The sequence below is a fragment of the Xylanibacter ruminicola genome (genome assembly GCF_900107775.1).
Taxonomy (GTDB): domain Bacteria; phylum Bacteroidota; class Bacteroidia; order Bacteroidales; family Bacteroidaceae; genus Prevotella; species Prevotella ruminicola_C.
Genome location: NZ_FNRF01000005.1, coordinates 315,605 through 330,058, shown reverse-complemented (window position 1 = coordinate 330,058; position 14,454 = coordinate 315,605). Strand labels below are relative to the sequence as shown.

Below are 14,454 nucleotides of genomic sequence, written 5' to 3'. Positions count from 1 at the left end.
TATATTTTTAAAACTAAAAACTAAGCGGATATGAAAAAATTAATGATCTGCCTGATGGCAATGATGGGCACACTCGCCCTTTCAGCACAGAAAGTGTATGATTTCAAGGTTACCGACGATGCCGGCAAAGAGGTATCGCTGTCGCAGTACAAAGGCAAGGTGCTGCTGATTGTAAACACCGCTACCCGTTGCGGATTCACCCCGCAGTACAAAGAGCTCGAAGAGCTGTACCAAAAGTACCAGGCCGAAGGCTTGGAGATTCTTGATTTCCCCTGCAACCAGTTTGGCCAGCAGGCCCCTGGCACCATTCAGGAAATCAAGCAGTTCTGCACTGCCAACTTCGGCATCCAGTTCCCACAGTTCGACAAGATCGAGGTGAATGGCGCAGACGAACATCCCCTTTACACCTATCTCAAGTCGCAGAAACCATTCGGCGGTTTCGACCTCAACGACAATCTTGGCAAACTGCTCGACGACATGCTGCGTAAACGCGATGCCAACTACGATAAGAATGCCGACATCAAATGGAACTTCACCAAATTCCTCGTTAGTCGCGATGGACGTGTGGTAAAGCGTTACGAGCCCACCGATAAGATGCCCGATATCGACATTGATGTGCAGCTGGAGCTCAACCCCACCCTCGCAACACGGAAAAGGTAAAGTTTATTAAGTAATACCCACATAAATTTGATATAATGCGCGTAAAAAGATTATTAGATTTCCTGGATGCTTCGCCAGTAAACTTCCTGGCAGCACAAAATATCGCCACCGAACTTGAAAAGGCTGGCTATCGTAAACTCGACCCTCGCGAGCCGATAGGTAACGTGAAGGCAGGCGACAGACTGTATGTAACCAAGAACGATTCGTCGGTCTATGCCTTCCATATCGGCCGTAAGCCTATGGCCGAGGCTGGGTTCCGCATGATCTGTGCCCACTGCGACTCGCCCACCTTCCGCATCAAGCCCAACGCCGAGATGCTGTGCGAGGGTGGCATCGTAAAGCTGAACACCGAGGTGTATGGTGGTCCCATTATGTCAACCTGGTTCGACCGTCCGCTCACCATCGCAGGTCGTGTGATTGTGCGTGGCAGCGATGCCCTCAACCCCACCACACTGCTGCTGCACGTAAAACGTCCGCTGCTGCAAATCAGTAATCTCGCCATCCATTTCAACCGTCAGGTAAACGATGGTGTGAAGCTCAGCAAGCAAAAGGATATGCTCCCCATCCTGGGCATCATCAACGATGAACTCGAAAAGGGCAATCTGCTGATGAATATCATCTGCGGCGAACTCAGCATCAAGCCCGAGGAGGTACTCGATTTCGACCTGTATCTGGCCGACGCCACCCCAGCCTGCACGTTTGGTGTACACGATGAGTTCCTGTCGTCGGGGCGCTTAGACGATCTGTCGATGTGCTTTGCCGGACTCGAGGCCATGATTGATACCGATACAGCCGATGCCACCAAGGTGCTGGCCATTTTCGACAACGAGGAAACAGGCTCGCAAACCAAGCAGGGTGCAGGCAGTCCGTTCCTGGCCATGATGCTACAGCGCATCGCCCAGGCCCAGAGCGGTAGTGCCGAAGCCTGGTACCAGGCCATCGAGCGGGCCTTTATGATCTCGGCCGACAATGCCCACGCCTGGCATCCCAACTACAGCGAGAAGTACGACCCCACCAACCATCCCGTGCTGGGTGGTGGACCGGTTATCAAGTTTAATGCCGCACAGAAGTATGCCAGCGATGCCGTTTCGGCAGCCGTGTTTGCCGAGATTTGTCGCGGGGCCGGCGTGCCCTGTCAGCGCTTTGTAAACCACTCCGAAGTGGCAGGTGGCAGCACGCTGGGAAACATCTTAGCCTCGTCTATCCCTCTGCGAGGTGTAGATATGGGTAATGCCATTCTGGCCATGCACAGTTGTCGCGAAACAGGCAGCGTGGCCGATCACCTTTATACGGTTAAGGCCTTTACGCAGTTTTTTAAGTAACCCGATACAATGAAGAAGATAATAGTTGTGGCAGTAGCAGCGATGATGGCCATCATAGTGCCATCATCGTGCAGCCGCAAGCCTCAAGCAAGTGCTACGGCAGACATCAGCCAGCAGCAGCTCATGGAGCGCGCTGCCGAGTTGTGCCAATACATCCCCGACCACCAGTTGCGCGAGGGGGCACAAGCCTATCTCACACACGATTTCTATGCCGTGCTCGACACCATGTTCAATCATCTGCCCGAGCACGAGGCCATGGATCACGAGTGGCTGTACTACTTTGTAACAGGCAATGGCGGCACCATAGCCGACTACGAGGTGGCAAGCATAGATATCACCGATGCCACCCACGCCACAGCCACCATCAAAGTACGTCAGAAGTGGGAGGACGGTAGTTTCGATGAAACAACCGACATCGAAGAGCACCAGCTGATGATGGAGCTTGTAGATAACCAATGGCTGTTAGCCGACTTCGACAATCACAAGGCCGACTGCATACGCCACATCGCCGAGCCCCGCTAATAGGCGTACACCAGTCCGTACATCCCTGTCGCAGTTCACAAATACTATCTCAGGATCGTTACCCAGAAACTTCTTACAATACAGTATAACGCGAACCCCACTGCTGGATATATATTTCAGTTTGCCGACAGGTTGTTGGTCACATATTGCTTCATCAGATCTATCACCTTATAGGCATCGTACAGTTCAAATAATATCTTCTCGTAAGCCACCTCGGTCTTCAGGTCGATATTGTCCTACACGTTACTCATCGTTCTTCGATACGACACCACAAACTGCACCGCCATACATGCGATGAAAAACAAAGCTGCTGCTATATGGATGTACAGATATTTCATCTACCTTATTTCGAAAAAGTTGATGAATCCTGTTATTGTAAAAACTTCCTTAATGTAGTCGTTAGGTTTAAGCATAATCACCTTAAACCCCTCGCTCCTTGCTTTTTTTAGAATGAATAGTATTACACGCAAACCACCTGATGCTATATACAACAGATTCTCGCAATCTATATATACATCTTTTCCTTGACCTGTATATATGGGTTGCAGAGTTCTTTCAACTTCAGGACATGCTGCCGAGTCGATTTTCCCTTCAAGCGTTACGAGGAACCTATCTTCAAACTCTTCGAATGCAATATTCATAGTCGTATGGTATTTATGTCTGCAAATATACAGATTTCTTTGCTTTATTGCAAAAAAAAGAAAAAAAAATTGCAAGTTTATTGTTTATTAACAAATAATACTGTATATTTGCATCAGAAACAATGACTAGGATCTATTAAATGACAAGCCTACACTTTCAGCCCATTAAGGGCAAAGCCCCAGAGATTATAGATGCCATACTCGGTACCGGTGAGGTGGCAGGGGTAGAAAGTGAGAACAAATTTATTAATATGGTGGTAGAAGAAATAGTGGTAAATGTTGTTAGCTATGCCTATCCCGATAATCCCGATGGATATCTGGATGTAGTAACTACACGCAACAAGAACCTGATCACATTCCGATTCAGCGACGGGGGAATACCATTCAATCCGCTGCAGAGAGAGCCACCCGACATTACCCTGCCACTAGAACAGTGGAAAATAGGCGGACTGGGCATTATGATGGTTATCAAAAAAGCAGAAGCAATCAATTACGAATATACCAATGGTGAGAACATACTTACCGTATCACTACCGACCCATAACAATAGCAAGCAATGAAAGCCCGATTCAAATCATTCTCACAACGACTCACACAGCGCATACTGATAGTGATCATCACTACGATAACAATCGTATCGATTATTGTAGTGTGGATTACCACCAGTTTGCTTGAGACTATGACCATAGGCTATCATATGAGCGAATTGCAAATAGCCAACGAATCGGTAGAAAGAAAGCTTGATGCTGTAGAAGTAGCCTCGGAAACGTCGATACGAGAGATAACTCGCAGTGTAGATTCACCCGAAGGTGTGTATCGCGCTCTGAAGAATGAACTGGAGCCCAACGACAATCGTGTGCTGGGATTTTATGTGGCCTACGAGCCCAACTATTTTGCCCATCAGGGCAAATGGTTCGAGCCATACGTATATCGCCAGAATGATACCATCAAGCAGATGCAGGTAGGTTCGCCTTATCACGACTACTTTAATAAAGAATGGTATAAAAAAGCACTTAAAGCAGAAAAAGGATATTGGTCGGATCCGTATTTCGACGACGTGGCTACCCTGGTGCTTATGTGCTCGTACACTAAACCTATTACCGATAGAAAGGGGCGCAAGATAGGCGTGTTCGGAGCCGACTACTCACTTGACTGGCTATACAAGTATATGCAGAAAAATGATAAGAAAACAAATAAGTACAACCCGCTGCACCTGTTGGTAAATAACAAAAGAAGCCAAAAGACAAAGGCTTACAATATCATCTTCGACAGTAAGGGCACATACATATATCATCCCGACAAAAAACGCATCATAAAAGACAACTTCTACAAGAATATACAACAAACGCCTGACAGTTTACGCAAGCTGCTGGAAAAGGGACTGGCCGCTAAACGAAAGGACTATCAGAGGATAAATATCGATGGCGTGGAGTGCTATATATTCTACACCAAGATACACCACACCAACTGGACTAACTGCATTATCCTGCCCGAAAGCAGAATGACCATGCCGATTTACATTATAGGACTACTTCTACTGGCATTAAGTGGTATAGTGTCGCTAATGGCTTACAAGATTATCAGCATATCCATACGTCGTGCCACCATGCCGCTGCACATACTGGCACTAAGCGCCGACGAGATAGCCAAAGGCAACTTTGATGCGCTGCTGCCCGAAATGCAGCAAAACGACGAGATACACTATCTGCGCGACTCGTTTGTAAATATGCAGCAGTCGCTTACGCAGTATATCGCCCAACTAAAGATTACCACCACGCAGAAAGCCGCTATCGAGAGCGAGATAGCTATTGCCAGAGACATACAGCTATCAAGCGTACCTACAGACTTCCCCAAGCGCGACGACATTGATATATACGCAAGTCTGACACCTGCCAAAGCGGTAGGAGGCGATTTGTACGACTTCTTTATCAAAGACGGCAAACTATACTTCTGCATAGGCGACGTGAGCGGAAAGGGCATTCCTGCTGCGCTATTTATGATGGAAACCAAAAGTCTGTTCAGAGCATATACATCAGACAAAGCATTGCCTAACCATATAGTTTCGCGAATGAATAACGTGCTGTGCGAGAACAACGACAAAGGCATGTTTGTTACACTATTTGTAGGCATACTCAATATCTCGACAGGACAACTTGACTACTGCAATGCGGGGCACGAGCCTCCCATCGTCATCACACAGAATGCTGCCGAGATGTATGTCAAACCCATCATCCCCGTAGGTGCGCTAGCCGACACCCAATATCAGATGCAAACTACAGTATTGCAACCCCAATCCACGGTATTGCTTTATACCGACGGACTGAGCGAAGCCATGGATGCAGATGGTAATATGTTTGGAAGAGAGCGCATATACAGCGAGATACGATTTGCTATAAAAGAAGGCAAAACACATCCAAAAGACTTGATAACCAATATGATAGAGGCTGTACACATTCATGTAGGAGAAACAGAACAAAGCGACGATCTGACGCTGTTTTGTATCAGGTATAAATAAGAAAAAAACTACCAAAAGTTAAAAAAAACATTATTTTATTTGGTGAATTAATATTTTTTCGTATATTTGCCAACAAATAACAATAACTAACATCCTAAAATAGTCATGGAAATACAATCTATCGCTAACTCATTTGCAGAGGAATATTGCAGCGATGCAATCTATCCAGCACACCTTTTCAAAGCTGTGTTACATAAAGAGATGGGCTTGGTAAGTTTCATCGAGAAAGATCTTGATAAAGATTACTATTACCTGCAGGACTGGGCCGACGTGCAAATGCAACTTGCACCACGCAGCGCAAAACCTATGCGCGACCTGGAGTATTCTGACGAATCACTGGCTGTGATGGAAGAGGCTGATAACTACAAGCTGAAATTCGGACTTGATGAGACGACTCCTGTATGCATACTTGCCTCGCTGGTTACACCTGGTGTAGGCTTCACCTTCGATCAGCTTAAGACACTCCCCCTGACACCATCGGACATCAGCGCAAAGATGGCCAATGGCGCAAATGTGGAAGCTCCATACATGGAAGGTGCCGAGTTGACCAAGAAAACCCCATCGGGCAAAGGTAGTATTGGCAAGTATTGCATTGACAAGACTGCCGAGGCACGTGCCGGAAAACTGGGCACTGTAATAGGTCTGGAAAGCGAGCTGGATGTTATCTTCGAGATTCTGGGCCGTAAGACCAAGTCGAACCTGCTGATAACCGGCGAGGCTGGCGTAGGTAAGACATCGCTTATCAACGGATTCCTGAACAGATTGGCCGAGGATAAGGTGCCTAGCTTTATCAGCGGTGCTGTGGCCTACGAGCTGGATACTGCTGCATTGGGTAGCGACGCCCAGTATAAAGGTGAGGTAGAAGACCGATTCAAGAGTGTTATCAACGAGGTTGAAGCATTGCCTAATGCCGTGCTAATCATCGAGAAGATAGACAAGCTGTTTGACAAGCAGGGCACTCTGTTCGGCACATCGGCTCTGCTTAAGAACGAGCTGAACAAGGGTCGCCTGCAGTTGCTCTGCACATCAAGCATCGATGGCTATACCAAGAATATCGAGACCGACAAGGAAATGACATCGGTGCTGGAGAAAATTAGCATAGATGAGCCATCAGCCGACGACACCCTGGCTATACTGCAAGGTGTGATACCATCATTCGAGGAGTATCACGGACTGACCACCACCGAAGCTGTACTCACAGAGTCGATCCGACTGGCCAAACGTTATCTCACAGAGAAGTGCCTGCCTGCATCGGCTATCGACCTGCTCGACCGCACCATGTCGCACGTTAAGATAGCTAACGACATGACAGAGGAAAAGCATACCGAACTAACAAGCGAGGATATGAGCGAGGTTGTGGCCAAGCTTACGGGCATACCTCTTGGTAAGGTTCAGACATCGGAGCGCGACCGTCTGCTGGGCGCCGAGGAGACACTGAAGAAACGCGTAGTAGGTCAGGATCACGCCGTAAAGAAGGTGCTGGATGCTGTGTACGAGGCACGTTCAGGTTTGAACAAGAAGGGACAGCCCATGGGCTCGTTCTTCTTCCTTGGTCCTACCGGTACTGGTAAGACCGAGTTGTCGAAAGCACTTGCCGAGTTCCTGTTTGGCGACGAGAGCGCGCTGTTGCGTTTCGACATGTCGGAGTTTAAGGAAGAGCACTCGGTAGCACTACTGTACGGAGCACCTCCGGGATACGTAGGATATGAAGAGGGCGGACTGCTGGTAAATAAGATTCGCCAGAACCCCTACTCTGTTGTGCTGTTTGATGAGATTGAGAAGGCTCACAAGTCGGTATTCGACCTGTTCCTGCAGATATTGGACGAGGGTAAGCTACACGACCGACTGGGACGCGTGGGCGACTTCTCGAATGCCCTCATCCTGTTCACATCAAATATCGGCGCCCAGACCATCGTTGAGAAGTTCAATAGTGGTGTAATACCCGAGAACAACGAGCTGATGGACATCATGCAGGGTTACTTCCGTCCGGAGTTTCTGGCACGTCTCACAGAGATCGTTCCATTCTCGCCAATCACCGACAAGACCGTATCGCTGATATTCGACATCCACATGAAGGGTCTGCACAAGCTTCTGGCCGAGCAAGACATCACACTGGAACTTACTCCAGAGGCTCGCGAAACCATATCGCTACGCGGCTACAATCAGCAGTATGGTGCACGACCGGTGCTTGGTATCATCCGTAAGGAACTGCGTCATCCTATATCTAAGATGATGATAGCAGGCAAGATAAAGCCAGGCGACCACATCATAGTAGGACTTGACAAGGATGGTAATCCTGATATAAAGTTGAAAGAATAAGCAAGATAGCTAAAGATAAAAGTATTATTAACACCTAAAAACATAATAGTTATGGCAATGAAAGAAAATTTCATTTCGATGGCTCCCGATGAAGAGAGCAGTGCGAAAGTCAGTTTGATTGATCAGAACAAGACGCTGATGATTGACCAGTACACAAACGACGTTGAAGCTGGTGCCCCAGAGTTTGTGGAGGACATCCACAATATTAACGACGCCTTTGAGCATTTTAAGCCAAAGGTTGGTGTAACATTTACCGACGAAGAAGGCGGTGCTGTGGAAGAAACGTTGAAGTTTGGCGAACTGCGCGACTTCGAAGCCAATGGCGGTAAAGGTCGTTTGGTTGAGAACAGCCCATTCCTTTCTGGTGTAAAAATGAAGATCGAGACCAACCAGAAGATTCGCAAGAGCATTGAGCAGAACCGCAAGTTGCGCGACATTCTGAAGGAGGCCGGCAGCCGCGAAGAGCTGAAAGAGGTGCTGCAGTCTATGTTGGACGAGCTGAAAGCAGCAGAATAATTAAATAGGTAAATGTAAAATTAGAAACTGAAACTATATTATTATGGCAGATACTGAAATGAAAAAAGCTCAGGCCGCCGAACAAGCTGGTGCCGAGTTACAGGAAAAAGGAAAAGACGTCAGCAAATTGCTGTCACAGTTTGGAGGCTTTAACGCTATTCGAGGCTTTATGCCCGATGCTGATAATATGAACCCTAGCCGCAAGGCCGCTAAGGACGTATTCCTGAAGGACAAGCGCTTTAAGGACAAGAGAGAGAATCTGGCTCGCGAAATTAGTCGCTGGTTGGAGCTGCTCGACCAAGAAGGCATTGAAGGTGCTACTGGTTACGTAGATGCCTGCAAGCAGGAGGAAGAGAAGTTTAATGGTGTGCTTAAGCAGGGTATCACCGATGCACTCTATGCCACACAGAACCTAGAACGTTCATACCGTGAGCTCGACTCGTTCTTCAAGACATGTGGTACCGACAAGGTAAACAACCTGCGTATTATCAACGTACTCAAGGACGATATCGCTGATGCAGATTCTGGTTTTGCTCAGGATGTAGAGAACATTCTGCGTAACGGTTTCGACCGTCTTAGCCTTAAGGATGCCTACAGCTTGGTATGTGTACCTGGTGCCGTATTTAATGATAAGGCTGACCTGTTGCAGTGGGCCAAGATGGCATTCAAGTATAAGGTAATGCTGCTGACCGACCATGCCGATGAGTACTCATTCGACGACCTGCAGGCAAATACCGAGGGTTATCGCGACAGCGATCAGGAACTGATGAATGTAGTGATGTGTGCCAACTGGATTGTTGGTCGTGAGGCCGAGAAACTCTCAAGCGACGAGGAAGATGCCAAGGCATTCTACATTGCTCCATCAGCAGCCTTGTGTGGAAAACTCTACAACGAAACAGCCAACATGGCTCAGGGTGCAGGCGGTAAGAAATATGGTACTCTCGACGGAGTGAAAGGCGTGAAGAGCGACCTGCTTAAGTCGGAGATTGCTGCTCTGATGGACAATCAGGTTATTCCTATGGTATATAGCGAGGGCCGCGTAATGGCATTCAACAATACCACTCTCTACAATGGCGATCTCGATGCCATGAAGGAGTATCCTATCGTCCGCGTATTCGACTGGGTTAAGAAAGTACTCATGAACTTTGTACACGAGGTTGCTCTTGAGAACTGGGATCCATACAACAGCCCGAAGAACCTGAAGGCCAAGATTCAGGAGTTCCTGAACCAGTATAAGGGCTATGGCAATCTGTTCCAGAATTATGAGATTGGCGAACCACGCCAGGATCCTGTTACCAAGCAGATTACCTGCGACATTACTCTTACCCCGTTCTATGCAGCCAAGAACTTTATTATTAAGGTTGCAGCCGACAAGAAGGACAAGGAGGCTGCTCTGGCAGGAGCATAGTAACATGACAAATAACTAAAGGCAAAAGTTATAATTATCTAGTTTATTAACATTTTAAAACACAAACAATTATGGCAAAGACTCCAGTATCAATGACCATTGATGGTTACAAAGAGAGAGAAGTCCTGATGGTTACCTATGAGTTCACTCAGGAAACAGATGTAGAAGGACAGATGGCAGGTATCCCTCGTGGTGGAAAACTTCGTGTTCGCGTAAAAGCTCTGAACGACGGCACCCCCGACCTGCTGGCATGGATGACGGAGCGCAGTCTGCCAAAGAACGGCGAAATCAAGTTCTTGGAGACCAAGACCAACAAGGAGATGAAGAGCATTAAGTTTACCAACGGCTACTGCGTAAGCTTCGAGGAGAAGTGGGAGGACAAGATGGGTCACTTCGAGGAAATCGAAATCACCTGTAAGGCCATCGAGTTCGGTAACGTGAAGTACGAGAACGACTGGGCATAATCCCTAAGATATAATTAAGTAAGTATTAAAGTTAAGTTGAACCATACTAAAACGTAAATATTATGGCAGAGAATGTAAACCCAGTAGTACTTGAAATCAAGGATTTTGAGCCTCGTGAGGTAATAATGGTAGACTATAAGTTTGATCAGGCTACCGATCGTGAAGGACAGATTGCAGGTATCCCCCGCGGTGGTAGATTAAAGATTCGTGTAAAGGCTATGAACGACGGCAACAACCAGCTGATTGCCTGGATGCTCGACCCAACTAGCCCTAAGGATTTCTCAGTGAAGTTTGTGAACACCGTTGACGGTGCTGCAATGAAGGAGTTAAAAGGCACCAACTGCTACTGCGTGAACTACGTAGAGAAGTGGGAGGATGGCCAGCAGCACTACGAGGAGATAGAGATTGTATGCCAGAAGCTGGAGAACGGTCCTGTAGCATTCGAAAATCCTTGGAAGTAATATTTCGTAAACTCTATAAATCAATTACCCAGGTTGCAATACACTTGGATAATTGATTTGAATTGTATTAATATAATAAGGTATATATGGGAAATTTTGTTTGTCAAGGAGCCACTCTCCAATGCTCATTCGGTTTGTCCCCCTCAACACTGATGATAACAGTGCCTGCGCGTCCCAAATGTGGCAACATGCTAATGGGAACCATTATGGACTATATACCGATGACAAATATTTTATCTTTTGGTATGTGTCAAAGCATGCTGAACCCAGCAGTAGCTTCAGCCACATCAGCGGCTATGGGCGTACTAACTCCCCAGCCATGTACACCACTTATTACAGCTCCATGGGCCCCTGGCGGACAAGTAAAAGTAATGGGGCAGCCCGCTCTCATTAACAATGCAAAATGTATGTGCAACTGGGGAGGACAGATATCGGTAGCAACCCCCAGCGGCAGCATGATGACAGAAGGTAAATGAAAAGATTTCTGTACATATGGCTCAGTTGTTGGCTTGCACTTACCATGCAAGCCCAGCAGATGCGTATCCTGCAGTTTGAAAAACTGAAGAAGGGACCTCTGAACATGCGCCATGTGGTAACCGACAAACAGCAAGCGATTATCGACCTGACTACCAGCGAGAGTGGTTTTACCTTCTTGGCCAATGGTAAAACAGAGATTGCAGCCGAAGAAGGCGATGGTATGCTAACACTTAAATCACCACACAAAACAACTCACATTGTGGTAAAGCACCCGGAATACGGACAACTGACATGGAAAGTGCCAGGCAGAAAGGGTTTGCTTAAAAAGAAACACTATACGGCCGTATTACAAACTGCCAAACCCGATGAGGAGTACAAACTTCAGAAACAATGGGTAGTATTCGAACTGAAACCCAGTCATGCTATTTTTACCGTAGATAGCACAACCAGCATCGTTAACCAAAGTAAAACACAAATGTACCTGCCTTTAGGTAAACATACCTACAAAGCAGAAGCACCTTTCTATACAGAGGTAGAAGACAGTTTTGAACTGACAGATCAAGAGCAGCAGAACATCACAGTAGCGCTGCAACCCATATACTCATATATCACCGTTAAAACGCCCATGGAGGGAGCCGATATCCTGATAGACGGCGTACATATTGGCTACACTCAAGGCACCAGCGGTCACCTGAACGAGGGTCCACACCAAGTGGTGATTATGAAAGGCGATCAGAAGTATTACGACCAGATAGTGAACATTGGTTGGCAGGAAAAGAAGGTCATCAAGCTAAAATCTACCGACCTGAAACCGATTGCTACCCCTACCCCAGTGCAACAGGATCTGGCACAATTACTGCCATCGGCAGCCAGATCAACAGCCAGCAAAGAAACCGCTGATAAGAAAACTGCCGGGAAAAACAAGAAGGCCTCAAAATCCACTTACAAGTCGATACCATTTGCCACGCAGTATGCAATTGAGGAGGTGAACGACACCATAGCACAGATTCCGTTTAGAGAAACAACCAATTACGGTATGCTGAACGTTCACGCCAACGAGATAGGTGCCCAGGTGTATATAGACGGAAAACTGAGCGGTACCACCCCATGCATAGTAAAACAACTGCCCGCAGGAAAGACCTGCAAAGTACGACTGGTTAAAGCAGGATTTCGCGACACCGAAAAGGTGGTGAAGGTTGAAGGCAACAATCTTGCCGAAGTAAATTTAAAACTGAAGAAGAAATAAAAGGATATGAGTAACATGTTGAACCAGAATCAGATAAGCTCTGCCAATATCATGGTTGTTGGCTGCGGTGCCTTGGGAAACGAGGTGCTGAAGAATCTGGTGCTCATGGGTGTTACTCACATAACAGTAGTTGACTTCGACATCGTAGAAACCGGCAATCTGAGCCGTAGCATACTCTTTACTAAAGCCGATGCCGAGCAGCGCCGACTGAAGATAGATGTTGTAGCCGAACGACTCAAGCAGTTGAACCCTGATATCGACATGACAACCATCTGTGGCGACATAGCCTACAATGTGGGATTAGGCTTAATCAAACAGATGGATGTAATTATAGGTTGTGTTGACAGCCGTTGGGCCCGCTTCTGCATCAACCGCTTGGCCATGAGGGCAGGAAAGCCATGGGTTGATGGCGGTATTGACGGCTTAGAAGGTACAGCCCGCGTATTCATGCCAGGCAAGAATTGCTATGCTTGCAACTTAGGTCCGGAAGGGCTGAAAGATCTGGCTCGCCGTATGCCTTGCTCGGGTATCATCCGCCGACAGGAGCAAGCAGGCTCAGCCCCGACAACATCTATAGTAGCCTCGGTTATCGGCGCCATCCAGGTGCAAGAGGCACTTAAGCTGATACAGCCAGAGTTTGGCACATCGCTGTGTGGTCGGATGTTCTACTACGAGGGTCAGCATATGGAAGTACATACAGCCCAATACGAGGCCTACGACGACGATTGTGCAGAGCACGAGTGCTGGCACCCCATCAGCCACACCAAAGCCGATGTAGATACGTGCGTGCAGCAGGCATTACATATATGGGAACAGGAATTAGGAGCCGACGAGGTTGAACTCTGCCTGGCCAACGACTGCTTTGTTGACTATGTATCACGACGTGATAACGATGAGCGCACCATGGTGATGTGTCCAGGGCACAAGGTTGAGGAGATGGTTGAGCACAATAATACCTTATGTGGTTTATCATCTGCAGCACTCTATCAGAACGAATACAAGCATATAACAGCCGCATTCCCCTACCCCGACCTGACGCTCCAGCAACTCGGCATTCCATCAAACGATGTGGTGCATGTGGTGGCCAACGGAAAGGATTACTATTTAGCATTAAGCAAATGAAGATTCAGAACAGAATACCCGAAATCCGAGCAGAAATGCTGCTTAACTACCTCTATCCAGAGGTGGGCGACAAGTGGTGTGTGCAGAACGAGGGTACGTTCTACCGCAACTATAACAGCGACCTGCTGTACATTGACGATGCAAAGAACGTGGCCCAGACGGCGCGCGACAGTTTCCTTAAGCTGCTGCCGCAGGGGGTGCTCACCGATGATAACGACCTGAAAGGTGAAGGCGCTGGCGAGAAATTCAAGCAGTTGAAGATACGCTTACGCCTGCTTCGCGAAGCATTCAAGCCTATCGACACCTTCCACTTCCGCAACAGTCTGTATATTGAGCAGCAGGCCGACAGTTTGCTACAAACCAAATTGCAGTATATTCTGTCAACCTACTTCGATGTAAACATTGACGACATAGAAAACCGTTATGTACGAGAGGTAGCCGTACTGCTCCCCTACGTCAGCAAACGTCGTGGCGACTTTGGTTTTGTAGCCGAACTGCTTAAGATATTGTTCAAGTGCGAGGTAACAATGACTATCGACCGCTACAGTCATAGCGATTCTACCCGTCGCTGGCTACCTATGGCCAAATACGAGTTACTGATACCAGGACTGAAGCCTGAAGCCTATCGCGCCATGATGGCTGATCTACAACCTTTGCACGATTTTATCAGCGAATGGTTTATGCCTGTGGATGTATGGTGCCAGATAAACATCAGAGAGCACCATGTAGAACAGAGAACTAACAACAGGATTACCCTGGGTTATAATACCGAATTATAAAA

The 14,454-nt window shown here is 47.4% G+C and carries 15 protein-coding genes; 14 read left to right on the top strand and 1 reads right to left on the bottom strand.

Going from position 1 to position 14,454, the window contains the following annotated elements; all coding sequences use genetic code 11:
• Nucleotides 1–30: 30 nt before the first annotated feature.
• From BLU97_RS13655 to BLU97_RS13645, 3 genes are read left to right on the top strand one after another with little or no spacing between them, the layout of a single operon-like run.
• Complete coding sequence (locus BLU97_RS13655; RefSeq protein WP_074762039.1) at nt 31–660, top strand: glutathione peroxidase; 630 nt, start codon at nt 31–33, stop codon at nt 658–660.
• A gap of 35 nt (nt 661–695) precedes the next feature.
• Nucleotides 696–1,982 (top strand): M18 family aminopeptidase, encoded by a 1,287-nt coding sequence (locus tag BLU97_RS13650; RefSeq protein ID WP_074762038.1) that lies wholly within the window; start codon nt 696–698, stop codon nt 1,980–1,982.
• A gap of 9 nt (nt 1,983–1,991) precedes the next feature.
• Entirely contained in the window at nt 1,992–2,504 is a 513-nt protein-coding gene (locus tag BLU97_RS13645; protein WP_074762037.1) for a hypothetical protein, read from the top strand.
• Nucleotides 2,505–2,842: 338 nt separating this feature from the next.
• Here BLU97_RS13645 and BLU97_RS13640 read toward each other — a convergent pair whose 3' ends face one another.
• A complete protein-coding gene (locus BLU97_RS13640) occupies nt 2,843–3,145 on the bottom strand; it encodes an STAS domain-containing protein (RefSeq protein ID WP_081353040.1) in 303 nt (100 codons plus the stop codon).
• Between the two features lie 140 nt (nt 3,146–3,285).
• On the opposite strand from BLU97_RS13640, the gene BLU97_RS13635 reads away from it, so the two are divergent.
• From BLU97_RS13635 to BLU97_RS13585, 11 genes are all read left to right on the top strand, one after another.
• Nucleotides 3,286–3,705: an ATP-binding protein gene (locus BLU97_RS13635; protein WP_074762035.1), complete on the top strand. Its 420-nt coding sequence runs from the start codon at nt 3,286–3,288 to the stop codon at nt 3,703–3,705.
• Nucleotides 3,702–5,660, top strand: a complete 1,959-nt coding sequence (locus tag BLU97_RS13630) for a SpoIIE family protein phosphatase (protein WP_074762034.1) — start codon at nt 3,702–3,704, stop codon at nt 5,658–5,660. Before BLU97_RS13635 ends, BLU97_RS13630 begins: the two co-directional genes overlap by 4 nt.
• A 186-nt stretch (nt 5,661–5,846) precedes the next feature.
• Nucleotides 5,847–7,979, top strand: coding sequence for an AAA family ATPase (locus BLU97_RS13625; protein ID WP_254771729.1), 2,133 nt, complete (start codon nt 5,847–5,849; stop codon nt 7,977–7,979).
• A 51-nt stretch (nt 7,980–8,030) separates the two neighbouring features.
• On the top strand, nt 8,031–8,495 hold the full coding sequence (locus BLU97_RS13620; RefSeq protein WP_139209041.1) for a hypothetical protein: 465 nt from the start codon (nt 8,031–8,033) through the stop codon (nt 8,493–8,495).
• Between the two features lie 43 nt (nt 8,496–8,538).
• Nucleotides 8,539–9,903 carry a hypothetical protein gene (locus tag BLU97_RS13615; RefSeq protein WP_074762031.1) on the top strand — a complete coding sequence of 455 codons (1,365 nt, stop codon included), beginning with the start codon at nt 8,539–8,541 and terminating at the stop codon, nt 9,901–9,903.
• A gap of 71 nt (nt 9,904–9,974) precedes the next feature.
• Entirely contained in the window at nt 9,975–10,367 is a 393-nt protein-coding gene (tssD, locus tag BLU97_RS13610; RefSeq protein ID WP_139209040.1) for a type VI secretion system tube protein TssD, read from the top strand.
• A gap of 62 nt (nt 10,368–10,429) precedes the next feature.
• Nucleotides 10,430–10,828: a type VI secretion system tube protein TssD gene (gene tssD / locus BLU97_RS13605; RefSeq protein ID WP_074762029.1), complete on the top strand. Its 399-nt coding sequence runs from the start codon at nt 10,430–10,432 to the stop codon at nt 10,826–10,828.
• Nucleotides 10,829–10,914: 86 nt separating this feature from the next.
• Nucleotides 10,915–11,304 carry a DUF4280 domain-containing protein gene (locus BLU97_RS13600; RefSeq protein WP_074762028.1) on the top strand — a complete coding sequence of 130 codons (390 nt, stop codon included), beginning with the start codon at nt 10,915–10,917 and terminating at the stop codon, nt 11,302–11,304.
• Entirely contained in the window at nt 11,301–12,551 is a 1,251-nt protein-coding gene (locus BLU97_RS13595) for a PEGA domain-containing protein (protein WP_081353039.1), read from the top strand. The genes BLU97_RS13600 and BLU97_RS13595 overlap by 4 nt, the downstream gene beginning before the upstream one ends.
• Before the next feature lie 6 nt (nt 12,552–12,557).
• The gene (locus tag BLU97_RS13590) at nt 12,558–13,673 is read left to right on the top strand and encodes a HesA/MoeB/ThiF family protein (protein ID WP_074762026.1); all 1,116 of its coding nucleotides are present in this window, start codon (nt 12,558–12,560) and stop codon (nt 13,671–13,673) included.
• The gene (locus tag BLU97_RS13585; protein WP_074762025.1) at nt 13,670–14,452 is read left to right on the top strand and encodes a hypothetical protein; all 783 of its coding nucleotides are present in this window, start codon (nt 13,670–13,672) and stop codon (nt 14,450–14,452) included. The genes BLU97_RS13590 and BLU97_RS13585 overlap by 4 nt, the downstream gene beginning before the upstream one ends.
• The last annotated feature ends 2 nt before the right edge of the window (nt 14,453–14,454 follow it).

Excerpts from the sequence above, each read along its gene's own strand:
- tssD (WP_139209040.1), top strand. The coding sequence starts at position 9,975 with ATGGCAAAGACTCCAGTATCAATGACCATTGATGGTTACAAAGAGAGA.
- BLU97_RS13630 (WP_074762034.1), top strand. The coding sequence starts at position 3,702 with ATGAAAGCCCGATTCAAATCATTCTCACAACGACTCACACAGCGCATA.
- BLU97_RS13595 (WP_081353039.1), top strand. The coding sequence starts at position 11,301 with ATGAAAAGATTTCTGTACATATGGCTCAGTTGTTGGCTTGCACTTACC.
- BLU97_RS13645 (WP_074762037.1), top strand. The coding sequence starts at position 1,992 with ATGAAGAAGATAATAGTTGTGGCAGTAGCAGCGATGATGGCCATCATA.
- BLU97_RS13615 (WP_074762031.1), top strand. The coding sequence starts at position 8,539 with ATGGCAGATACTGAAATGAAAAAAGCTCAGGCCGCCGAACAAGCTGGT.
- BLU97_RS13600 (WP_074762028.1), top strand. The coding sequence starts at position 10,915 with ATGGGAAATTTTGTTTGTCAAGGAGCCACTCTCCAATGCTCATTCGGT.
- BLU97_RS13635 (WP_074762035.1), top strand. The coding sequence starts at position 3,286 with ATGACAAGCCTACACTTTCAGCCCATTAAGGGCAAAGCCCCAGAGATT.
- BLU97_RS13620 (WP_139209041.1), top strand. The coding sequence starts at position 8,031 with ATGGCAATGAAAGAAAATTTCATTTCGATGGCTCCCGATGAAGAGAGC.
- BLU97_RS13640 (WP_081353040.1), bottom strand. The coding sequence starts at position 3,145 with ATGAATATTGCATTCGAAGAGTTTGAAGATAGGTTCCTCGTAACGCTT.
- tssD (WP_074762029.1), top strand. The coding sequence starts at position 10,430 with ATGGCAGAGAATGTAAACCCAGTAGTACTTGAAATCAAGGATTTTGAG.
- BLU97_RS13585 (WP_074762025.1), top strand. The coding sequence starts at position 13,670 with ATGAAGATTCAGAACAGAATACCCGAAATCCGAGCAGAAATGCTGCTT.
- BLU97_RS13650 (WP_074762038.1), top strand. The coding sequence starts at position 696 with ATGCGCGTAAAAAGATTATTAGATTTCCTGGATGCTTCGCCAGTAAAC.
- BLU97_RS13590 (WP_074762026.1), top strand. The coding sequence starts at position 12,558 with ATGAGTAACATGTTGAACCAGAATCAGATAAGCTCTGCCAATATCATG.
- BLU97_RS13655 (WP_074762039.1), top strand. The coding sequence starts at position 31 with ATGAAAAAATTAATGATCTGCCTGATGGCAATGATGGGCACACTCGCC.